The organism is Nannocystis sp. RBIL2 (genome assembly GCF_026626745.1).
Classification (GTDB): Bacteria; Myxococcota_A; Polyangia; order Nannocystales; family Nannocystaceae; genus Nannocystis.
The window spans coordinates 2779403-2801033 of record NZ_JAPNJW010000002.1; the positions used below are offsets into that span (position 1 = coordinate 2779403).

A 21631-nucleotide genomic window follows, 5' to 3' on the forward strand; every position below is an offset into this window, starting at 1 on the left:
CTCAGCCCGGTAGGCGCGGATAGTCGGTGAAGCCGGCCGCGCCCGGCGTGTAGAACGTCGCCCGATCGGGAGGGTTCAGCGCCGCACGCGCGGCGAAGCGGGCCGGCAGATCGGGGTTGGCGATGAACAGCCGCCCGAACACCGCGCCGTCGATCTGCCCCTCCTTCAGCAGCACCTCCGCCTCGGCCTGCGTCAGGTCGCCGGCGCCGAGCAGCGTGCCGCGGTAGTGCGAGCGCAGCTCCGCGAACGACAGCCCCGGACCGCTGCCGCGCGCGCGGTCGTCGGCGGTCGTGCGCGTCACGTGCACGTAGGCCAGCTCGCGCGCCGACAGCTCGCGCAAAATCGCCGGGAACTCCTCACGCGCCGCCGGATCGGGGGCCCCGTCGACCATCGCGCTCGGCGACAGCTTGAGCCCCAACCGGCCCGCGCCGACCACCGCCTGCAGGCGATCGAGCAGCTCCTGCAGCAGCCGCAGCCGGCCCGTCGGCGAGCCGCCGTACGCGTCGGTGCGGGCGTTGGTGGCCGAGCGGAGGAAGCGGTCGAACAGGTTGCCGCTGCTCGCGTGCATCTCGATCATGTCGAAGCCCGCGTCCTGGACCGCCCGCGCGGCCCGCTCGAACGCCGCCGTCGTCGCCGCGATGTCGTCCACGGACAACATCGCCGGCCGCACCTCGTCCGTGACCCCCCACCACTGCGGCGCGTCGGGCCGCTCGGGGCGCGGCAGCCCGACGTCCCACAGCTGCGCGGCGATCCGCCCGCCCGCCGCGTGGACGCGCCGGACCACCCGGGCCCACCCCGCCTGCTGCGCCGGCGCGAAGATCGCCCCGATGTCGGGGAAGCCGGCCCCGTACGGCCGCACCGCGATCGCCTCGGAGATGATGAGCCCGGCCCCTGCCCGCTGCGCGTAGTACTCGGCCACCAGCTCGGTCGGCGCGAGCCCGGCGTCGGCGCGCAGGCGGGTCATCGGCGCCATGACGACCCGGTTCGGCAGCGTCAGCGCGCCGAGCCGCAGGGGGTCCAACAGTGCGGATCCAACGTGTTCGTTCATATGTATCCATGACTAGTTCAGTTAATCTTTAAGTGCAAGCATCATCCGAACACTTATCCCCGCGCGCGACCGCTCGCTCGCCCGCGAACTTCGCGTTGCGGTCCGCAGAAATAGTACTATAAGAGATACAGTTATTCCGCGCCGCGCAGCGGCGCACGGACGACCTCAGGAGCAGGCATGGACATCGGCATCATCGGTTCAGGACACATCGGCGGCACCCTCACCCGGCGGCTGTCCGCGCTCGGCCACCGCGTCACGGTCGCCAACTCGCGCGGCCCCGACAGCCTGGCCGCGCTCGCGGCCGAGACCGGCGCCACCGCGGGCACCGTGCAGCAGGCCGCCCGCGCGCGCGACCTCGTGGTCGTCACCATCCCGCAGCGCGCCGTGCCGAGCCTGCCGCGTGACCTGTTCGCCGCCACCCCGGCGTCCACCGCCGTGATCGACACCGGCAACTACTACCCCGAGCTGCGCGACAGCCCGATCGCCGAGCTCGACGCCGGGCTGAACGACAGCGAGTGGGTGGCGCGCCACCTCGGCCGACCCGTGCTCAAGGCCTTCAACAACGTCCAGGCCCGCACCCTCGCGCGCGGCGGCCTGCCGCCGGGCGCCCCCGGGCGGGTCGCCCTGTCGGTCGCCGGCGACGACGTCGAGGCGAAGAACCGGGTCCTGCAGCTGTTCGACGCCCTCGGCTTCGACGGCGTCGACGCCGGCACGCTCGCCGACTCGTGGCGGCAGCAGGTCGGCACCCCCGCCTACTGCCACGACCTCGACGCCGCCGCGCTGCGGGCCGCGCTCGCGGCCGCCGAGCGCGACAAGGTCGCCGAGTACCGCCGCGAGGGCGAGGCCATGGTGATGCGCCTCATCGCCGAGGCCGGCGGCAACCTCGACGCCCTCGCCGCGCCCTGAGGCGGCCGCTCGCTCTCGGGCGCACACCGCCGTGAGCCCGAAGCACGAGATGCCCGATAGGACATGTCCTAGCAGTCATGCACCGAGAGACAGGCAGCCGAAGCCGCGCGAGCGCGAAGTCCGTGCGCGTGCCGGGACAGGCGCGTCATGACGCACCGCACAGGCCGCCGCGCCGCGCGTCGGCGTGGCGTGGCACGTGCCGTGCACAAGCCCGGGTCATGACCTCGACCGATCGTTCCGACGCGCTCGCCCTCCTCGTCGCTGTTGCGCTCACCGCCTGCGGCCCTGCCTCCGGCGACGCCGCCAGCGACGGCGAGACCGACACCACCGACACCGACACGACGGCCGCCGACACCCCGACGACCACCACGAGCGACGACCCGACGGGCGAGCCCGGCGATACGGACACTGACACGACCGGCGAGGCGCCGCCCCAGCTCGCGTGCGCCGGCGCCTCGTGGGCCACGGCGGTCGAGCCGGGCGAGTTCCTCGGCGTCGCCGCCGATTCGCGCGGTCACGCCATCGGCTTCGGCACCAGCCAGACCAGCCTCACCTTCCCCGACGCGCTGATCGTCGACCTCGCCCCCGACGGCGCGCCGACGCACCGCATCGACGCGGGCGTGCCAGGGGAGTACGACTCGGTCGGCGGCGGCGGCGTCGACGGCGACGACAACGTCTACGCCCTCGTCAACGAGGGCTTCACCACCGACGACGGGCTCGACGCCCGCTTCTGGCTGCGCAAGTTCGACACCGGCGGCGCCCTGATCGGCGAGCTCGACCTCGGCACCGCGTCGCAGGGCCTGCGCCCCTATGACCTCGCCGTCGCGCCGGACGGCAGCGTCGTGGTCACCAGCCTCGATCCCGCCGACCACGACGTCGTCACCCGCCGCGGCCCGGACTTCGCGGTCCTGTGGGAGGTCCAGGCCGCGGCCCTCCACGTCGACGCAGTGAACGCCGCCGGCGCCTCCGTCGCCCTCCGCGGGCGCGACGGCGTGGTCAAGCTCGGCGCCGACGGCCAGACCGAATGGGACATCGACTGGCCGCTGTGGAACCCCGGCGCGGCCGACATCGACGACCTCGGCCGCGTCGTCGTCGCCGGCACTGCGGAGGACGGCGCTCCGCTCACCGTCGCCCGCTTCGACGGCGACGGCACCCTGGCGTGGGAGACGAAGTTCACCCTGCGCAACCAGTACGACACCATCTCCGACGTCGCCATCAACAGCGCCGGCACCGTCGCAGTCGCCGGCTACACCCAGACCGACGGATGGAAAGCGTTCGCGCTGCGCCTCGACGCCGCCGGCGAGATCGTCGAGCAGCACCACTGCGACGAACCCGAGAGCCGCGGCGAGGCGATCGCGCTCGACGAGGCCGGCCGCATGTTCCTCGCCGGCATCCTCTTCCAGGACGGCTCGGAGAACTGGGCCTACGTCGCCGCGTTCGAGTGAGCGGCCGCGTCGAAACCGTCTGCCCTTTTCGCCATGTCCTCGAGGACACCCGACGCCGCGACACCCGCGGGTCGGCCGCGCCTCACAGCCGCGACGACGTCAGCTGGCGCTCGATCTCGTCGCCGGTGCGGGCGCCCGCGGGGAACAGCCGCGACGTCAAATAGACGATGTCCTGCACGACCCGCCAGGTCGACTCCTCGACCCGCGTGGTCGTCTCGAGCAGCGTCACCGGCTCGGCGGTGCGCGACGGCAAGAGCCGCAGGGTGATGCCGTCGGGCGCCGCGTCGGCGCGCAGCAGCGGGAACGCGGCGGTGCTCCACACGTACGACTCGGTGCCGCGGGCCAGGCCGGAGCGGCCGGTGCTGTCGTCGCGCCAGAACACCGCCGCGCCCTTGGGACCGGCCAGCAGCACGCCGCGGACGTCGAACGGCAGGGCCTCGCGGTGGCGCACGTCGGCCGCCTGCGGGGAGACCTGCAGCGGGCCGGGGTCGATGGTGATGACGCGCAGGCCGTCGAGGTGAAGCTCGGTCAGCGGCGCCGGGCTCAGCGAGCAGCGGACCGTGATGTCCTCGGCGAGCGAGAACACGTCGCCGTCCTCGATGCGATAGTTGGTGATCTTGCAGCCGCGCAGCTCGAGGCCGGTGGTCGAGTTCTGGTCGACCATGTAGAAATTCTCGCCGCGCCGCACGATCTTGCAGTGCTTGCGCGACACGGAGCCGCTGCGGATCGGGAGGTCGTTGTCGCGGGTGCGGCCGATCGAGAACTCGTCGGTGCCGACGCCGATCCGCCGTCCGGCGCACGTCAGCACGAGCGGGATATTCGCCATTGCCCGGGATGCTATGCCAACCCGGGGCCTCGCGGGGCGCGCGGGGCTCGTGAACTAGCGCGTGGTCTCGCCCGGATCATGCGCGGCCACGAGCCACGAGTCCGCATCCTCGGGCGTGCGCCGGAGCGCGCAGTCACGCCCTGTCAAATTCGTCTCGAGGGCGGCGCCCGGCGGGTACGCGAGCGGCGCGACCTGCACAGTTATTCAGCCCGCGCGAGCCCGTGGGCGGCCACGTAGGCCCCTGAATTCCCCGAATTGTTGCCCCCGCCGCGCCCGATCTGATAGCGCCGCCCAGGTGCGCAGCAGCAAGAACCGCCGGATGGCCACGGGCCGGCGCCGGACCTCCAAGCGGACCGAGGGCCTGCGCGCGTGGCTCGGCCTGCAGACGTCCGGCCGCCCGGCGACGCGGATGACCCGCAACCGGCGGATGACCGAGGAGCAGCGGCAGAAGGCCGCCAAGGCCTACGTCGACCCGGTCGAGCGGAAGACCCGCAACCGCACCGTCGCGCTGCTGATGCTGCTCGCGGTCGTCAACCTCTACGTGTTCGTGTGGCGCGAAGGCACCAGCGTGCTCGAGCTCGGGGCCCCGCGGGCCGCCGCCATCGTCGAGCACGACGACCGCGGCCACGGCCCGCTCGGCGCCTTCGCCGAGCCGCCGGAGACCGCCTGCGGCGGCGACCCGGTGCGGATCTTCGAGGGCCTGAACGACCAGATCCACCAGGCCACCGCGCTCGACAAGGGCCGCACGCTGCGCCTCGCGCTGCTCGAGCTCGGCGTCGCCGCGGCGGAGATCGACGCGCTCGAGGCCGCCTTGCGCCCGACCATCGACCTCGGCCTGGTCGCCGGGACAGGTGCCCCGCTGCGCCTCGCCACCGACCGCCACGGCGCGATCCTCGCGGTGGAGATCGAGCAAGCCGAGGGTCGGCTGCTGCAGGCCTGCCGCGCCGGCGGGCAGGCCGGCATCACGGTCCGCGCGATCCAGCACCCGCCCGTCAGCGACGTCGTCGCGGTCCACCTCGAGCTCGGGCCCGACGCCGACCTGCGCGCCGCCGTGGTCGAGGCCGGCGAGCGACCTGAACTCGCGGACAGGATCGCCGCGGCGCTCGCGTTCGAGGTCGACCTCGTCGCCGACGCCCGCCCGCGCGACCGCATCGACCTCGTGATCGAGCGCCGCTTCCTCGGCAAGCAGTTCCACCGCTACGGCAGCCTGCTGGCGGTGCGCTTCCGCGGCGAAGCCGGCCGCTTCGCCGCGTTCCGCTTCCAGACCGGCGGCGGCCAGGCGGCCTACTTCGACGCCGAGGGCAAGCCGGTGCGCCGCACCCTGCTGCGCTCGCCGCTGGCCTTCCACGCGCTCCAGCCGGGCGCGCGCGCCATGATGCCGCCCTCGGTCGAGGTCGTGGCCGGCCGCGCCGGCGCGCTCTACCGCCGCCCCGAGGGCGCCCCCGTGGTCGCGCTCGGCGACGGCGTGGTCCGCTCCCTCGGCGAGCAAGGCGACGCCGGCCTGGTCCTCGAGCTCGCCTACGAGGACGGCGTGGTCGCCCGCTGCGCCCACCTCTCGCGCACGATCGGCGACCTCCGCCCCGGCCAGCCCGTGCGCCAGGGCCAGCTCGTCGGCCTCGCCGGCCACTCCGGCAAGACCGCGACCGACCGCGTCCGCCTCGAGCTGTGGCGCGAGGAGCACGGCGAGGCCACGGTGCTCGACCCGCTGCTGCTGGCCGCCGGCGGCGACCGCCGCCCCGCGGTGGTCGGCGCCCCGCTCAAGGGCACCACGCTCGAGCGCTTCAAGCTCGAGATCGCCCCGTGGCAGAAGGCCCTGCGCGAGACGCCGGGCTGACCCTTCGGACCTGCCTGAACGGGCATGCTCTCTGCGACATGCCCTCACGAGCATGTTCTGAAGGTCACCTCGCCGCGGGCCACCCCGCCGCGGCCTGCCAGCGGGCGCGACTGACGTTCCGCTGGAAGCGGTAGCGCGACCCGAAGGTGCCCGGATCGAAGTACGGCACCTGCGCCGCGAACGCGAGGTGCACGAGCACGTCGTAGTCGCGCTGCGGGACCACGGTCGACCAGCCCGGCCGGGCCTGGTCGAACAGCCCGTCGGCGTAGGCGCGCGTCCAGTGCTCCGCGCGCAGGTAGCGGGCGAGCGAGCCCTGCCCCGCCGCGGCGGCCTGCACGTCGAGCGCGTAGCCGCGGCTGGACGGGCGCAACGCCGCCTCCAGAGTGCCCGGCGGCGCCCACATGAGCTGCCTCTGGGCCAGGTAGTTCGTGCCGTCGAAGGTCGTGTGCACGACCGCGTAGTCGGCTCCGAAGCGCTCGCCCAGCCGCCGGCCCATGTCCACCGGTGACGCGCGATCGATGTCCTCGTTGTCGGCGAGCACGACCACGCGCGCGCCCGGCCGCTGCTCCGCCAGCCACACCACGGTGTCGGCCATGACCTGGCAGCGCAGCGCTCGCGGCGTGGTGCCGGTGTCGCCCAGCGCGTCGACGCTGCGCTCGGCCAGCCACACCAATCGCAGCGCCACCTCGTGGCTCGCCGCGCCGTGGGCAGCCACCTGCGCCTCGCGCCGCGCCAGCAGCCGCGCCCGCAGCTCGGCCAGGCCCGCGCGCGCCTCGGCCAGGTGCGCCGGCGTGCGCCGGCTCGGGACCTGCAACATCCGCATCGGCGCCAGCAGCTCCGGCACCCTCGCCGCGAACTCGGGGTCGAGGTCGACGAAGTACGCCGCCAGCGGATCGAGCGCGCGCGGGTCGAGGCAGCCGTCGACGCCCGCGATCTGGATCGCCCGCCCCGGCGCGGCGGACTGGTTGTGCTCGCGGATCCACGCCAGCAGCGGCCGGTACGCGCCGGCGGCGTCGAAGGCGTGCGGATCGAAGCGAGCGGGGTCCGGCGGGTCCCAGGCCCCGCGGGCCCAGGCGTCGAGCTCGAGGCCGTCGACGAAGCAGACGTCGAGCGCGACCACCAGCGGCGCCGCCTCGGCGGCCGCGCGCTCGACCATCGCGTGCATGATCCGGTGGAACAGCCCGAGCCCCCGGCCCGGCTCGCCGACGGCGATCACGCGAGCGCCCCGCGTCATCGCCCACACCGGCTCGACGTCGAGGGCCCCGTCGCCGTCGACGATCGCCCGCGCCTGCGCGTCGAGCTCGCGGCTGATCGCGCGCTGCTCGGGCGCCCAGGTGTGGGCCTCGTCGCGCCACGGCGTGCAGGCGGCGAGCGTCGCGCCCCCCAGACAGACAGCAGCGATCGACCGGCGCAGCTTCGTCATGATCGTCCTCGCCGTGCCACGCTAGCACCCTGTCCGCGGCCGATCACGCCCTGTAATCTTACGCCCGCCGGTCGCGCGCCGCGCCGCCGCAATCACCGTTCGCGCGACTGCGGCGGACGCTCGCCGCCGCGGCCCCGGGCCCCCGCGGCCCGGCCGTGCAGCGAACGGCCGCACGGACCGCGCGAGCGAGCCCGCCGGACGTCCTCGCCCGCGCCTCGAGACATGCCCCTTCGGACATGTCCCAATCGTCACATCATCGCCACGTCGAGGAGCATGCCCTTGAGCGCCTCGTACTCGCCCATCATCGACAGGTCGTGCTCGGTCAGGTTGAACACGCCGACGGGCGCGCCGTCGCGGTCGAGGATGATGACGTCGCGGTAGACCACCTCCCACTGCGTCCACGCGTCGACCTCGGCGACGTCTTGCAGCAGCGGGATGAAGCGGCCGCTCGCCATCTGCGGGACCCCGGACTCGAAGCCGGCCCCGTTCACGCCCAGCAGCTCGATCCCCAGATCCGGGAATCCGCCGTTGAGCTCCATCTGCAGGTCGTTCAGGTAGCCGAACTGGCTACGGCAATAGCCTCAAGTCGCGTGGGCGAAGTACCAGCCCGACACCTGGCCCGCGTAGTCGCTGCGGGCCCGCGTCTGCTCGTAGGTCGCCGAGTTGGGGTTCACGTCGACGAGCGCCCAGTCAGGCGCCGGACCGCCCGGCTCGCCGGTGGTGTCGGTGTCGGTGTCGCCGGTCGTCGTCGAGGTCGAGGTCGTCGCCACCGGCCCGGTCGTCGGCTCGCCGGTGGTCGGCTCCTCGCCGGTGCTGGTCGTCAGGACAGGTCCGGAAGTACCTGTCCCGGTGGTCATGCCGGTGCTGCCCGCGGTCGGCTCGCCGGTCTCGCTCTCGGAGCCGCCGGAGGTCGAGCCGGTCGGCCCGCCCGAGCTGCCCGTCGAGTCCGAGCCGCCCCCGGGGCAGCCCGCGAGCGCGAGCGCGCACAAGTAGAAGGATGGTCGTCGGTTCACGCAGTCAGGCTATCACCGTTCGTCAGGCGTGCGGCTCGGTCTTCCCGTGGTGACGCAGCGGCTTGCCCGTCATCACCTGCTCGTAGGCCGGCACCCAGTCCGCCCACTCGGTCCCGGCCAGCCGGTCCATGAAGGTCGAGCCGAACCCGAAGTGCTTCGTGAACCGCGCGTGGTGCAGCGCGTGGAAGGTGTACGGATGCGCGAACCACACCGTCGGGCTGCGCGTCAGCGCCGGCGGCCCGAGCTCGACGTTGGCGTGGCCGATGATGTTGCCGAACACGTTGTAGAACAGATACACGAAGTAGCCGATCAGGCTGACCGGGGCGACATGTCCCAAGAGCCATGGCACGCCGACGTAGCCGAGCGCCCACCCCAGCGCCTCGACCGTCGACACCGACTGCGCGCTCCACGGCGTCGTCACCCGCGACAGGTGGTGCAGTCGGTGGAACCGCATCAGCGGGCGCGCGTGCAGCAGCCGGTGCAGCCCGTAAAAGTAGACGTCGAACACCACGCTGCACAAAAAGAAGCTGGCGACCGCCCAGCCCACAGTGTCGGGCCCCCACACGATCCACCGCCCCTGCAGCGCCAGCGCCAGGGCCGCGGGGATCAGCAAGCAGAAGCGGATGTTCGCCCGGATCTCCCGCGCCACCTGTCCTTCGGGCAAGCCGTCGCCCTGGATCTGCTTGCCCGCCGGCGCCCGCTCGGCCGCGCGACCGAGGGCCACAGTCAGCAGCGTGATCCCACCGTGCGCGAACACCAGCACCACGAACCAGTCGAGGAAGGTCCCGAGGTCGAACACCCGGCCATTGTCGCACCGCCCGGCCGCCCCGCGCCGCTGCGACCGCGTGACTCAACCTGCGCGCGCGGACCTGCGCGAGCGGCCCGAACATCGGTCTGCGCCCTCTCGGACAAGGTCATCGACGCCATCGCTGGAGTGACGCGGTGCGTCCCCTGCCTGTCACCGACGGCCGCAGCGTCCCGACCCGGCGGAGAATCAGTACCCCTCGGGGATCTTGCCGTTCAAGAAGTGGATCGTGTTCGGCTCGCGCCGGCGCGACCACAGCGCTTCGACTGGCGAATCAGCTGTCCCTCGGGACAGCCCCTCCTCGGTCGACCACGTCGGCACCTCGCCCGCGCGCAGGCTGTGCAGCCCGCTCTGCCACAGGCCGATGATGTACGTGTGGCCGGCCGCGCGCCCGCCGAAGAAGTCGGTGAAGCGGCGCGCGAACTCCTGCCCGCGCACCGCCCCGAACGCCTCGCAGGTGCGAAACCACCACAGGTGATCGGGCACCATCCGCTCGCGGATCGCCGCGAGCTTGCGGTGCAGCGGGTGCGACGGCAGCAGCGCGTCCGCGGTCAGCCCCTTGCGATCGACGAACAGCTCGCCCCAGTGCCCGTGCCCCCAGTACTGGATCTGCGCGATCTCGCGGTCGGGGTGGGTCGTCGCCAGCCACTCGAGCCCGTCCTCCCAGCAAGTCACCCCGAGCGACGCGTCGAAGCGCGACAGCCCGCGGTACAGGTGCGAGCCGGCCCACCACGCGTGCGACAGCCCCGGCCGCAGGCGCTTGCCGGTGCACGTGCGGTCGAACAGCATCAGGCGCAGCGGTGCGGAGCGCATCGCCGCCAGTGTAGCCTCAACGCGCGCCGAACCGACCGACCAGGCTCAGGCCGCCCGGGCCCGGCTGCACCTGCAGCGACAGCCGCCCGCGCTGCTGGCGACCGAGGCGGAGGTCGCGGCCCCCGAGCGCAAGCAGCGGCACGCCCGCGACCAGGCCCACCGCGGCCAGCACCGCGCCCGCGACCAGCATCTGGCTGCCCTGGACGTCGAGCGCGCGCAGCGGCGCCAGGTCGACGGGCAGCTCCGCCTCCAGCACCGGCGCGATCGCCTCGTCGAAGCGGCGCTTGTAGGCCGACCCGCCGAGCGCGAGCCCGCCGCCGAGCGCCGCCACGACCATCATCGCGCCGCCCGCGATCAGCTCGCGGCGGCCGCGGCGGATCTGGCGGTCCGCCGCGCGCAGGTCGGCGCGGACCCGCCGGATCTCCGCGCGCCGCTCCGCCACCGACAGCTGCAGCGACTCCGACTCCGCGTGGACCCGCGCCACCTCGTCCGCGTCGATCCGCGGCACCGGCGGCGCGTCGGCCAGCGCCACCGCCTCGCGGGCGTGGAACGCCGCGCGGTCGAGGGTGGCCGCCGATGTCTGTACTTTGAGCCATGTCCTCGAGGCCATGATATGAATCCACGGATCTTGCGTGTCCCAGGCCTGGCCGCTGAGCCAGCGCGCGCAGTGCTCGACGCCCTGGATCGCCTCGAGCTCGCCGATCCTGCCGACCAGCGCGTCGCGCTCGGCCGCCGCGGCGCCCAGCGGATCGTCGGCCTTGGCCGGCTGCTGCGGGACCGCGGCCCGGCGCGCCTTGGGCGTGGCCGACGCGGGCAGCGGACCGAGGCACGACGCGACGCACACGAATGCGACCACGGAGCGGCGATACGCGACGGACATGCGAACCTCCGGGAATGACCCATCGTTCAGGATGACGTGGCCGCATGCGCCGACAACCGGCCCTGCGCGCCCCTGTGCGAGCCCCCACGAGCAGGACGGCTGCGGCACACCAGCCCACGCCGGCGCACGATCGCGGTGGACAGCGAGCCGGACTCACCGCCATCCTGCCACTATCGCCCCGCATGCCGACGCGCCGCGCCCTCCGAACCTCGCCGCTCCCGCTCCTCGCGCTCGCCTGCACCGTCGCCTGCGGCGGCGCCCCGGCCGACGACGCCGGCGCCACCGACAGTGACACCGACTCGACCACCGGCAGCACCGGCCATTCGTCGACCGCGCCGACCACCAGCGGCACGACCGCCTGGGAGGAAGAGACCGAAAGCGAGCCCGAGCAGCCCGTCACCGTCGAGTGGTCGGAGCTCGAGCTCCGCCTCGTGCGCGGCGGCGACGTCCTCCTGCGCTTCCCCGCCGACGGCTTCCAGCTCGGCGCGGTCGCGGCGCTCGACGACGACTCCTCCTACGACCCGTTCTTCCTCGCGCCCGACCAGTGGCTCACGGTCACCGCCGCCGAGGACCTGGGAGGCAGCGCCGCGGTCGACGTGCGCCTGTCCTTCGGGACAGACGTGCGCGCCCGCCTGACCGTCACCGAGGCCGCGCCCGGCCGCTTCGCCGCCAGCCTCGTCCCCGAGCCCGGCGGACCTGTCCTCGCGTACATGCGCCTGCGCCCGGTCGTCGACGCCGGCGAGGGCTTCTACGGCCTCGGCGAGCACTTCGACGCCGCCGAGCACCGCGGCCGCGTGCGGGCGATGCAGCTCGAGTACGACCCGCAGATCGAGAGTCAGTACAACGAGGCCCACGTGCCGGTCCCGTTCATCACCGGCACGCGCGGCTGGGGCCTGTTCGTCGAAGACCCGCACGCCGCGGTGTTCGACGTCGCCGCCGCCGCCGGCGACCGCGTCGAGGCCACTTTCGGCACCGGCCCCGACACCGCCAGCGGCCTCGCCTTCCACCTCTACGCCGCCAATCACCCGCTCGACGTCACCCGGCATTACTACGCCACCACCGGCGCGCCCAAGCTGCCGGCCCCGTGGGCGCTGGGCCCGTGGATCTGGCGCGACGAGAACGACGACCAGGCCCAGGTCGAGGCTGACATCGCCACGATCCGCGAGCTCGACCTGGCGACCTCGGCGATCTGGATCGATCGCCCCTACCAGAGCGCCGTCGGCGTGTTCGACTGGAACCCGACCCAGTTCCCCGATCCGCAGGCCATGATCGCCAAGATCCACGACCTCGGCCTGCGCCTGGCCCTGTGGCACGTGCCCTACGTCGACGACGACCCGGCCGCCGCGGCCATGCGCGACGAGGCCGAGGCCGGCGACTTCTTCCCGCCCGAGGTCGGCCTCGTCACCTCGAATTGGGGCGAGCCGCTCGACCTCACCAACCCCGCCGCGTTCGAATGGTGGCAGGACCACATCCGCGAATACACCGACCACGGCGTCGACGGCTTCAAGCTCGACTACGCCGAGGACATCGTCGTCGGCATCGGCGGCGCGCGCACCGTCTGGCAATTCGCCGACGGCAGCAGCGAGCGGACGATGCACAAGCTCTATCAATTGCTGTACCACCGCGCCTACGCCGAGCTGCTGCCCGAGTCCGGCGGCTTCCTGCTGTGCCGCGCCGGCACCTACGGCGACCAGCAGAACGTCAGCGTGATCTGGCCCGGCGACCTCGACGCCAACATGGCCGCGCACCGCGAGGAGGTCGACGACGACGGCGAGTCGTACGTGGCCGTCGGCGGCCTCCCGGCCGCGCTCACCGCCTCGCTCAGCCTCGGCCCCAGCGGCTTCCCCTTCTTCGCCTCCGACACCGGCGGCTACCGCCACGCCCCGCCCGACCGCGAGACCTTCGTCCGCTGGTTCGAGTACACCGCGCTCACCCCGGTCATGCAGGTCGGCACCGGCTCGTCCGACGTCCCGTGGGAGTTCACCCCCGACAACGGCCTCGACGACGAGAGCCTGGCCTGGTACCGCCAATACGCGCGGCTGCACCTGCGCCTGTTCCCGTACGTGTGGACCTTCGCGCAGTCACTCGCCAGCGGCGGCCGCCCGCTCCAGCGCCCGCTCGGCCTCGCCTACCCCGAGCTCGGCGTGCACCCGTCGGACACTTACTTGCTCGGCAACAACCTGCTGGTGGCGCCCGTGGTCGCCCGCGGGGCCACCACGCGCAAGCTGTCCTTGCCGCCAGGTGCCTGGCTCGACTGTGGACCGGCGAGGTCCTGCAGGGCGACACGGACGTCACCGTCGCTGCCCCGCTGGGCACCCTGCCGCTGTTCCTGCGCGTCGGCGGCATCGTCCCCCTGCTGCGCCCGAGCATCGACACGCTCGCCGAGACCACCGCGGCCGACGTCGACTCGTTCGTCGCCGACCCCGGGGTCCTGTACGCCCGCGTCGCCCCCGGCCCGCTCGCCAGCCGGTTCGACCTGTACGATGGGACAGCCCTGAAGCAGCGCCTCGGCAAGACCGCCTTCCACTTCGAGGTCGCCCCCGGCGAGTTGTTCACGAGCGGCGTCGATGTCGAGGTCCACGCCCTCGCCCCGATCGCCGGGATCACCGTCGACGACGTCGCCCTGGGCAAACGCGACAGCGCCGCCGCCCTCGACGCCAGCGCCGACGGGTGGATCTACACCGCCGATCTCGGCGGCACCCTGCGCGTCAAGCTCGGCCCCGGCGCGCACAGCGTGCTCGCCACGCTCGCCGAGTGATCTGCCACGACCTCCCGTCGAGCCCGCCGGCCCGCCTCGCCGGCCTCGGCCACGGGGCAGACCAGGCGGACGCGGCCGTGGGTGTCGCGGAAGGCGATCACCAGCGCGGGCCCCATCCCGTCGCGTCCGCTGGCAGTCCCGTCGCATCATCGGCGCCGCGACCGCGAGGCCCAGCGAGCCGAGCCTTCGCGCGCATCACCGCGCCAGAGTCCCCCGCACGCGATCCCACAGCGTGCTGGTGACCCCGAGGTTCTCGCGCTGCATCCGTCGCGGGTCGTGGTGCAGCGCGTGGTGCCGCGCCAGCCGCTCGACGCCCGGCAGCCGGCGCAGCGGGTGCGACGGTCGCAGGTGATAGGTGAGGTGCAGCGCCTCGTACACCATCACGTAGAGCACGCCGGTGGCCATCAGCAGCCGCCCGACATCGCCGCCGCACACGAGCCCCAGGAGCAGCGCCGGCGGGCCCAGCGCCGCAGCCAGGGCAGGCAGCGCCCACCACGGAAACAGGATCGATCGGAAGTCGCGCGCCGAGGCGATCTGCATCGCCCCCTCGACGTAGAGCGAGTGGTGCGAGACAGTGTGCTTGTCGTAGAGCCACTGCAGCGGCGGCACGCGCCGGTGGAGCAAGTCGCGGTGAAACCGCCACTCGACCGCGATCGAGGCGATCCACATGGCTGGCACGAAGGCCATGTCCCACAGAGCAGGTCCTTCGAGACAGGCGATGCAGCCCGCGATCACCGCCGCCCCGCACGCGAACGGAGCCGCGAGATGCAGCCAGGGCCGGTACGTGGGCGGCAATCCGGCGTGGTAGCGCGCCCGCGCGGCGGCCACGTGGGGCGGCACCTCGTGGGCCTCCAGCATCGCACCGGACGCTAGCGGCGGCCCGACCTGCTGCCAAGTGCCCCCGGCTCGCGTCCGGGTTTTGCGCAGCCCATCAATAAACCGTTAGGGCCCGCTACCCGGTCGCAGAGCCTCGCACACCCGCTTTCGCGCCCTCCGGACCTCGCGTGCCGGCGATCACCGGCGCAGAGAGACGCGCCGTCCCTGCGGAACGCCGGTGCTCCCCGTCCGCGACGATCGGAGAGCGGCTCGCCGACGGTGACGCGCTCAAGTTGCACCGCCCGGGGACCAGGTCCATTACCGGGGCGTGCTACCGATCCTCCACATCCATGCAGGTGACTGCGCCGCCGGGTTCGCTCGCGAGATCGACCTGGAGGGCGAGGTGCTCGGTTGGCGCGACAGCGCCGCGGTCGGACCCTGCTCGCGCGAGCGCGGGCGGCACGTGTTCCTCCGCATGGCGTACTGGCAGACCGACCTGGCGGAGATCCAGCGCGCCGAGGAGCTGCCGACCGACTGCGAGCGGGTGCTCTGGTTCGGCCCCGATCCGTGGGAGCAGCTGCAGCTCGTCGAGCTGCTCGCGTACATGTCCGATGGGCCATGCTCGATCGTGCCCCTGTCGCGGGCCGTGACCGAGCTGACTCCGAGCGAGCTGCAGGCCGCGTTCGCCGCCCGCCGCAACGCCGAGTCGCTGCGCTTCTTCGCGGCGGCGTTGTGGTTCGACTTCTGCGACAACGACCCCGCAGGCATCGCCCTGCGCCTGCGTCGCGCGGCCAACGATCAGCGCCTGCCGCACCTCGGCGCCGCGATCCGCCGCGTGCTGCAGGACCGCAACGAGCACCGCACCGAGCGCGAGATCGAGAACCTGGTCCGCTCGGGCGTCTACGAGCTGCCGGCCCTGCTCGAGGCCCTGCGCGCGCGCGAGCTCCCGGCCCACGGCGCGTGGTACGGCGACGTCGTGGTCGGCCGCCTGCGCGACGCCTGCACCATGCGCATGCAGGCGGCCAACGACTCGCTCAGCGCAGCCTCATCCCCACCTTGAACACCAGGCCGCGATCCTCGGCGTAGATCTCGTAGCCCGAGGGCCCGAACACCTTGTAGATGTCGAACACCGCGGCGACCTCGGGCTGGCCGGCCATGCCACCGAGCACCGGCTCGAGCTGGTCCATGATCCTGGCCAGGTCGTAGGCGAACAGCGCGAGCGGCGGGTCCTTGACCTCCGGCGCCGCCAGCAGCTGGCTGACCGTGCCCTCCGAGCCCGGCCCGATCGCCACCACCGCGCCCGTCCCGGCCTTCGCCCCGTAGGCGATCCCGTTGACGAACGGCACCGTGCCGTCGGGCAGCGTCTTGACCGCCCCGTCGTCGCTGAACTCGTACGCCGCGATCGCCGGCGTCTCGGCCTTGATCGCCTCGTACACCGCCCGCGGATCGGCCGCCGACAGCACCGCGTAGGCCGTGATCGACGACGGCAAGAAGCCCGACATCTTGATGTCGGTGAGCACCAGGCTGCCGCCGCGCAGCCCCGGCACCCACTTCGGGATCGACGACGTGTCCTGCCCGATCTTCGCCGCGAGCTGGTTGAGGTCGGCCATCTCGGGGCACTGATACGGCGACTTCGTCACCTCCGCGCCCTTGCGCAGCACCCACTCGATCGCCTTGCCGACGTCGAAGCCGCCGCCCATGGCGAGGATCGCCTCGCCGCGCACCTCCTTCGACAGGCCCGGCACCGACGCGCGCAGCGACTTGAGGTCCTGCGCCACGTCGGAGCGCAGCGCGACGCCGAACACCCCCTCGAAGCCGTTCTCGTCCATCGCCTCGGTGCCGAACACCAGCATCGGCGCGATCGCAGCGAGGCCGCGGGCCTCGTCCTTGCACACCTGGGTCAGCGTCGGCCACTTCTCCGTCAGCTTCGGGACCAGCGCCGCCAGCACGTCCTTGTTGAGCGGGTCGCCCTCGCCGAGGAACGCCTCGACGATCGCTCGCGTGTCGACGTAGCCGACGTTGTGCTTGCCGAGGTTCCAGCTCGTCAGCAGGTCGCGCAGCTTGGGCGAGTCGGCCAGCGACCGCTCCGGCGCCGTCTTGCCGAACAGCAGCTCGAACACCTTGTCGGCCATCGACGCCGGCGCGGCGCCGAGGATCAGCTCTCCGCTGACGATCGCCGCCGCGACCTTGATCTCGCTGTTGCCGCCGCACCAGTACTCGGCCTCGCCGAGCTTGCACACCGGGATCGTGACGTTGCCGGCGGTCTGTACGCGGGCCAGCAGGTCGCGCAGCGCCTGCGGGTCCTTCAGCGTCCAGCGCACCGCGGGCATCATGCCGATGCCGTAGAGCGCGGCGCGGCCGTCGATGTCGATGCCGGTGCGATCGAGGCCGCCGTCCTTCATCACCGCCCGGAGCTCGACGAGGATCGCCTTCGCCAGCGGCCCCCACTCGTCGTCCATCGGCATCTGATCGATCATCGGCCCGATGCGCTCCATCACCGGGCTCATGCTCTTGTAGATCTTCTCGATCATCGGCCGCGCCGAGCCGCCGAAGCTGATAAACGCGTAGGGCGTGTCCGCGGGGATCTTGCTGAGCAGCGCCTGCACGCCCGGATCTGCCAGCGCCGCAGCGGCCACCTGCTCGTTCGACTTGGAACAGCCCGCCACGCCCGCGACCGCCAATACCGTCGCCAACGCCGCCGCACGCCCGCACCCGACCGGCCAACGCAACCACTGCTTCGCTCGCTGCATTGAGCGGTCGTATCACCCTTCGCCCGGGCCGGCAAGCGCGAGCCCGCGCCGCAAACCTTGAGAACGGCCGCAGGAGCCGGTTTGGCTGCAGGTTAGGCGCGCCCGAGCAGGGGGCGGGCGCGTGATCATGCAACTTTGGGAAGCTCGTTCGCGCGAGTGCGACGGAGGCTTGTGGAGCCTCGCGCTCGCGGACTTTGACGAGGATGGCCTCGCGGCCATCCTCCACGTCACGCGACGTTCAGCCCCAGCCCGCGTCGCGCCTCGAAGTACTCCTCGCTGACGCTGTAGACCACCAGCTCGCGCAGCGCCTCCTTGGGCGCCAGGATCGCGCCGAACACCCGCTGCTCCTGGCCGATCGCGTGCGCGGCGGTGGCGAGGTCGTTGCAGAACAAGAACCCCGCGCGGTAGCTGGCCAGCTCGGCCGCCCGGGCCCAGCGCTTGACGTCGACCTCGCCGCCCTTGACCAGCCGCTGCAGCGCAGACGCGAGCCGCTCGATCGCCGCCGGCGGCAGGTGCTTCGTCACCTCGCGCGCCAGCGCCTGCGCCCCGGCGGACAGCTCCGGCGCGCCGACCTTGCACACGTGCATGCTCGCCATCAGCACGTCCTTCAGGTTCTCGGGCGAGCGGTCGATGATCATGAACGCGTAGTGCGGCGGGTACAGGTCGAGCGCGTGGCGGCCGAGCGTGAACGCCAGGTTGTTCTCCGCCTTCTCCGCAAGCGCCCCGCCGAGCGCGATGATCGTCGGGCGCACGCTGCCGCCGCGCTCGACGTTCAGCACCGCCACGTCGCCCGGCTCGTCTGGCCGGAAGTACAGGTCGGGCTGCGGATAGCCGTACACCTGCGTCACGTAGACGAACAGCTTGCTGACCAGCGAGCCGTCGTCCTCGGGGTCGATGCGGTCGGACGGGCGCAGCGGGTACGGCAGCATCTTCGGCCGCCAGCCGGCCAGCACCGGCGCCAGCAGGCCGAGCACCGCGCCGACGCCCGCGTCCTCGTCGGCGTGGAACACACAGCGGCGCAGCAGCTCCTCGCCGAGCCGCTGCTTGATCCGGCGGAACTCCGGCTGCGGGTAGCGGTTGAAGAACGTGGTCTCCTGCGGATTGGCCTGCTTGACGAACACCAGCGTGCGGGCGACGCAGAACGCCTTGTCGAGCTCGCGGCGGGCCACGTAGACCTCGAACAGCCGGTGGTAGCTGGCGTAGCGGTGCGGCTCGAGGCGCAGCAGCGTGAAGTGGGCGCGGATCAGCGGGTCGGAGAACTCGCGCGCGTTGTTGTTGCGGACCAGCGCCTCGTACAGCTCGACCAGAATCTGCCAGCGGTCGGCGTTGCCCGGGTCGAGCGCCGCCGCGACCTCGAACGCCTTGGCCGCCGCCCGGAAGTCGCCCAGGCGAGAGCGATAGATCTCGGCCAGGTTCGACCACAGCATCGTCCGCAGCGGCGTCTCGCCGTCGGGCGGCAGGCGATTGATCATCTTGCGGTAGGCGCGGTCGAGGCCCTTCCACTCCTTGCGCTGCGTCAGCAGCTTGTCGATCGCCTGGAACGCCTTGAGCTGGCTCGGGTCCTCGTCGAGCACGCGGTCGAACCGCGCCAGCGCGCCGTCGGCCTGGGCCAGGTTGTCGCGCAGCAGCACCGCCGCAGTGTAGTGGAAGCGGGCCCGGCGGGTCGGATCGGGCTCGACGTCGACGATCCGGTCGAGCACGCCGACGGCCTCCTGCCACATCTTGCGCTCGGTGAAGGTGTCGAGCAGGAGGTGCAGCACCACCAGGTCGCGCGGCCGCAGCTCGAGCGCGCGCTGGAACGCGATCACGGCCTTCTGCGGGTCGCGCAGGCGACCATTGAACAGCTTGCCGCTGGCGACGAACAGCTCGAACTTGACGTTGTCGTCGCCCGACGCGTTGATCATCGCCCGCCGGGTGTTGAGCGCGCCCTGCCAGTCCTCGGCGGCCAGCTGGTGCTCGAGCGTCGCCTCCAGCGCCTGCCAGTTGTTGGCGTCGAGCTCGAGCGCCTTGCGCAGGTAGCCCGGCGCCTTCTGGGTCTGGCCCCGCCGCTTGCACACCTCCGCCAGGCGCACGTGGATCGCCGCCGACACCTTCTCCGTCTTCTCCTTGGCGGACGCGGCCAGCAATTGCTCGTAGTAGGTGAACGCGGCCTCCCACTCACCTGCCTCGAAGGTCAGGTCGGCGCGGCCGAGCATCGCGGTCCAGTTGTTCGGCTCGAGGTCGAGCGCCTTCTTGAACAGCTTGAGCGCCCGCTGCGAGCGGCCGAGCAGGCGCTCGACCCGGGCGGCGCGCAGGCACAGCTCGACGTGGGCCTTGACGCTGATCGGCGCGCCCGGGGCCTTGCGCACCAGCATCTCGTAGATCGGCGCGGCGCCGACGTAGTTGCCGGCCTCGTAGTAGATCTTCGACAGCACCGTGCCGACGCGCACGTTCTCCGGGTCGAGCTCGATCACGCGGGCGAAGATCTCGGTCGCCTTGGCGATGTCGCCGAGCTGGCGGTAGTGGATGAAGCCGGCCTCGATGCCGAACTCGACCCGCTCGTAGTAGCTCGTCGCGTGGCTCAGGAGCGCCTCGCACACCGCCGCCAGCTCGCGCCAGTCCTTGCGCCCGCGGTACATGTCGGCCAGCAGCGTCAGCGCCGGCACGTGCCCGGGCGTGTGCTCGAGCGCGCCGCGCAGGTAGGCCTCGGCGCGCTCCGAGGCGACCAGCTTCTCGTGCAGCAGCTTGCCGACGTGCGTCAGCTCCTCGGTGCGCAGGGCCGGGTCGGCGCACAGCGACAGGAAGTGGTCCAGCGTCTGCACCGCCGCGTCCCACTGCTGCCCGCGCTCGTACAGCCGCGCCAGCGCCAGCACCGCGTCCTGCGACGTGGGGTCGAGCTGGATCATCTTGCGGTAGGCCGCGATCGCCCCGGGGATGTCGCCGAGCGACTTGTCGAGCACGTAGCCCATCGCCCCGTACAGCCCGGTCTTCATCGCCCGGTCGCTCGTGAGCTCGGCGTGCTCGCGGTACGTCTGCACCAGCTCCTGCCACTGCTCGGCGCCGAGGTGCTGGGCCGCCAGGTTGTAGTAGGCGTAGTCGACGCCCTGCGCGATCCACTGCTGCCAGGCCTGCCCCTCCTTGCCCCCCGCGCCGCCGGTCAGCTGCGTCAGCGCCTTCTCCATCTTGCGGAGGATGTCGATCTGCGCCTGCGGGTCCTGCGTCTGGCCCAGCGCGGCCTGCAGCGCCTCGAGCGAGTAGAACATCGCGCTGTCGGTGGTCGGCTGCTGCTTGCGCGCGGCCGCCTTGGCCTTGCCGCCGCCCGCGCGCGCCCCCTCCTCGTCGATCTGCTGCAGCGCGGCCACCAGCGCGCTCATGTCCTGGTAGCGGTCCTCGCGGCGCTTCGACATCGCCTTGAGCACCAGCGCTTCCACCAAGGGCGGGATCTCGGCCTCCGGCGCCACGCTCCCGAGCGCCGCCGCGGCCGCGAACTTGTGCTGCATCGTCACCTGCGTCGGCCGGCCGAAGAACGGCACGCGGCCGCTCAGCAGCGTGTACATCAGCACCCCGAGCGAATAGATGTCGCTGCGCTGGTCGACCGCCTCGCCGAGCGCCTGCTCGGGGGCGATGAAGTGGACCGCGTCGCCGAGCACCACCGTGCCGGCCTCGCGGTCCTGCGTGACTGCCTCGACCGCGACCATGCCGAAGTCGGCGACCTTGACCAGGTCGTCCGCGCCGAGCAGCACGTTGCCGGGCTTGATCGCGCGGTGGATCACCCCGGCCTCGTGCGCCGCCTGCAGGCCCTCCGCCACTTGCAGCGCGATCGCCCGCACGCGCGGCCACGGCAGGCGGCCGGTCCGGCGCAGCAGCAGGCCGAGGTCCTCGCCCTCGAACGCCTCGGTCACCACGTACACGTCGCCCTCGGGCGCAATGTCGGCGTCGAGGACCTCGAGCACGTTGGCGTGCAGCACCGCCGCGGCGGCCCGCGCCTCGCGCAGCAGGCGCTCGGCCTGCGCGCGGTCCTGCGAGAACTCCGCGCGGCAGATCTTGATCCACACCTGCGTCGGTGGGTCGATGAACTCGGCGAGGAACGTGTCGGCCACGTCGCCGCGCGAGAGGTGCTGGAGGATCTTGAACTCGTCGGCGAAGACGTTCCCGATCCTCGCCTTCGGGCTGCGGTCGACGACAGACTGCGCTTCACTCATGGCCGGCTACCGAGGCCCACTCTACTCGATCTCCTGGACCTCCCCACAGCCGTACGAAACCGCCTTTTCGCCGCAAAACGCCAACAGATCGGGTTTCTAGCGCGAGTTCGAGCGCCGCGCTTGTACATGCAGG

The 21631-nt window shown here is 72.5% G+C and carries 16 protein-coding genes and 1 pseudogene; 6 read left to right on the plus strand and 11 right to left on the minus strand.

Translation table 11 applies throughout. The features are described 5' to 3' along the window. Position 1: 1 nt before the first annotated feature. The gene (locus OV090_RS36200; RefSeq protein ID WP_267709280.1) at positions 2-1021 is read right to left on the minus strand and encodes an alkene reductase; all 1020 of its coding nucleotides are present in this window, start codon (positions 1019-1021) and stop codon (positions 2-4) included. Between the two features lie 195 nt (positions 1022-1216). On the opposite strand from OV090_RS36200, the pseudogene OV090_RS36205 reads away from it, so the two are divergent. Together OV090_RS36205 and OV090_RS36210 are read left to right on the plus strand one after the other, a co-directional pair. After that, a pseudogene (locus OV090_RS36205) lies at positions 1217-1954 on the plus strand (NAD(P)-binding domain-containing protein); the annotation flags it as partial. Between the two features lie 218 nt (positions 1955-2172). Beyond that, positions 2173-3399: a hypothetical protein gene (locus tag OV090_RS36210; protein WP_267709281.1), complete on the plus strand. Its 1227-nt coding sequence runs from the start codon at positions 2173-2175 to the stop codon at positions 3397-3399. An 82-nt stretch (positions 3400-3481) separates the two neighbouring features. On the opposite strand, the gene OV090_RS36215 is transcribed toward OV090_RS36210, so the two are convergent. Next, a complete protein-coding gene (locus OV090_RS36215) occupies positions 3482-4225 on the minus strand; it encodes an FHA domain-containing protein (RefSeq protein ID WP_267709282.1) in 744 nt (247 codons plus the stop codon). A gap of 295 nt (positions 4226-4520) precedes the next feature. On the opposite strand from OV090_RS36215, the gene OV090_RS51165 reads away from it, so the two are divergent. Continuing rightward, a complete protein-coding gene (locus OV090_RS51165) occupies positions 4521-6059 on the plus strand; it encodes a M23 family metallopeptidase (protein WP_267709283.1) in 1539 nt (512 codons plus the stop codon). Positions 6060-6123: 64 nt separating this feature from the next. Here OV090_RS51165 and OV090_RS36225 read toward each other — a convergent pair whose 3' ends face one another. From OV090_RS36225 to OV090_RS36250, 6 genes are all read right to left on the minus strand, one after another. Beyond that, positions 6124-7482, minus strand: coding sequence for an erythromycin esterase family protein (locus OV090_RS36225; protein ID WP_267709284.1), 1359 nt, complete (start codon positions 7480-7482; stop codon positions 6124-6126). Between the two features lie 248 nt (positions 7483-7730). Beyond that, positions 7731-8021 carry a hypothetical protein gene (locus tag OV090_RS36230; protein WP_267709285.1) on the minus strand — a complete coding sequence of 97 codons (291 nt, stop codon included), beginning with the start codon at positions 8019-8021 and terminating at the stop codon, positions 7731-7733. A gap of 42 nt (positions 8022-8063) precedes the next feature. After that, on the minus strand, positions 8064-8495 hold the full coding sequence (locus OV090_RS36235) for a hypothetical protein (protein ID WP_267709286.1): 432 nt from the start codon (positions 8493-8495) through the stop codon (positions 8064-8066). Between the two features lie 22 nt (positions 8496-8517). Beyond that, positions 8518-9294, minus strand: a complete 777-nt coding sequence (locus OV090_RS51170; RefSeq protein ID WP_267709287.1) for a sterol desaturase family protein — start codon at positions 9292-9294, stop codon at positions 8518-8520. Positions 9295-9489: 195 nt separating this feature from the next. Beyond that, a complete protein-coding gene (locus OV090_RS36245) occupies positions 9490-10113 on the minus strand; it encodes a hypothetical protein (protein WP_267709288.1) in 624 nt (207 codons plus the stop codon). Between the two features lie 16 nt (positions 10114-10129). Further along, positions 10130-10993 carry a hypothetical protein gene (locus OV090_RS36250; protein WP_267709289.1) on the minus strand — a complete coding sequence of 288 codons (864 nt, stop codon included), beginning with the start codon at positions 10991-10993 and terminating at the stop codon, positions 10130-10132. Positions 10994-11175: 182 nt separating this feature from the next. Here OV090_RS36250 and OV090_RS36255 point away from each other — a divergent pair, with 182 nt between their 5' ends. Both OV090_RS36255 and OV090_RS36260 read left to right on the plus strand, forming a co-directional pair. Continuing rightward, positions 11176-13491 carry a TIM-barrel domain-containing protein gene (locus OV090_RS36255; RefSeq protein ID WP_267709290.1) on the plus strand — a complete coding sequence of 772 codons (2316 nt, stop codon included), beginning with the start codon at positions 11176-11178 and terminating at the stop codon, positions 13489-13491. Positions 13492-13541: 50 nt separating this feature from the next. Beyond that, entirely contained in the window at positions 13542-13751 is a 210-nt protein-coding gene (locus tag OV090_RS36260; RefSeq protein ID WP_267709291.1) for a hypothetical protein, read from the plus strand. Positions 13752-13946: 195 nt separating this feature from the next. Here OV090_RS36260 and OV090_RS36265 read toward each other — a convergent pair whose 3' ends face one another. Then, on the minus strand, positions 13947-14609 hold the full coding sequence (locus OV090_RS36265) for a sterol desaturase family protein (protein WP_267709292.1): 663 nt from the start codon (positions 14607-14609) through the stop codon (positions 13947-13949). A gap of 286 nt (positions 14610-14895) precedes the next feature. Here OV090_RS36265 and OV090_RS36270 point away from each other — a divergent pair, with 286 nt between their 5' ends. Continuing rightward, positions 14896-15627, plus strand: a complete 732-nt coding sequence (locus OV090_RS36270) for a hypothetical protein (RefSeq protein ID WP_267709293.1) — start codon at positions 14896-14898, stop codon at positions 15625-15627. On the opposite strand, the gene OV090_RS36275 is transcribed toward OV090_RS36270, so the two are convergent. Together OV090_RS36275 and OV090_RS36280 are read right to left on the minus strand one after the other, a co-directional pair. After that, entirely contained in the window at positions 15602-17233 is a 1632-nt protein-coding gene (locus tag OV090_RS36275) for a hypothetical protein (protein ID WP_267709294.1), read from the minus strand. The two genes, OV090_RS36270 and OV090_RS36275, sit on opposite strands and share 26 nt — an antisense overlap. Before the next feature lie 311 nt (positions 17234-17544). After that, on the minus strand, positions 17545-21498 hold the full coding sequence (locus OV090_RS36280) for a serine/threonine-protein kinase (RefSeq protein WP_267709295.1): 3954 nt from the start codon (positions 21496-21498) through the stop codon (positions 17545-17547). Between the last annotated feature and the right edge of the window lie 133 nt (positions 21499-21631).

What these genes read in the sequence shown, in the direction of transcription:
- OV090_RS36210 (WP_267709281.1), top strand. Translation starts at nt 2,173, where the DNA reads ATGACCTCGACCGATCGTTCCGACGCGCTCGCCCTCCTCGTCGCTGTT.
- OV090_RS36215 (WP_267709282.1), bottom strand. Translation starts at nt 4,225, where the DNA reads ATGGCGAATATCCCGCTCGTGCTGACGTGCGCCGGACGGCGGATCGGC.
- OV090_RS36225 (WP_267709284.1), bottom strand. Translation starts at nt 7,482, where the DNA reads ATGACGAAGCTGCGCCGGTCGATCGCTGCTGTCTGTCTGGGGGGCGCG.
- OV090_RS36230 (WP_267709285.1), bottom strand. Translation starts at nt 8,021, where the DNA reads ATGGAGCTCAACGGCGGATTCCCGGATCTGGGGATCGAGCTGCTGGGC.
- OV090_RS36245 (WP_267709288.1), bottom strand. Translation starts at nt 10,113, where the DNA reads ATGCGCTCCGCACCGCTGCGCCTGATGCTGTTCGACCGCACGTGCACC.
- OV090_RS36250 (WP_267709289.1), bottom strand. Translation starts at nt 10,993, where the DNA reads ATGTCCGTCGCGTATCGCCGCTCCGTGGTCGCATTCGTGTGCGTCGCG.
- OV090_RS36255 (WP_267709290.1), top strand. Translation starts at nt 11,176, where the DNA reads ATGCCGACGCGCCGCGCCCTCCGAACCTCGCCGCTCCCGCTCCTCGCG.
- OV090_RS36265 (WP_267709292.1), bottom strand. Translation starts at nt 14,609, where the DNA reads ATGCTGGAGGCCCACGAGGTGCCGCCCCACGTGGCCGCCGCGCGGGCG.
- OV090_RS36280 (WP_267709295.1), bottom strand. Translation starts at nt 21,498, where the DNA reads ATGAGTGAAGCGCAGTCTGTCGTCGACCGCAGCCCGAAGGCGAGGATC.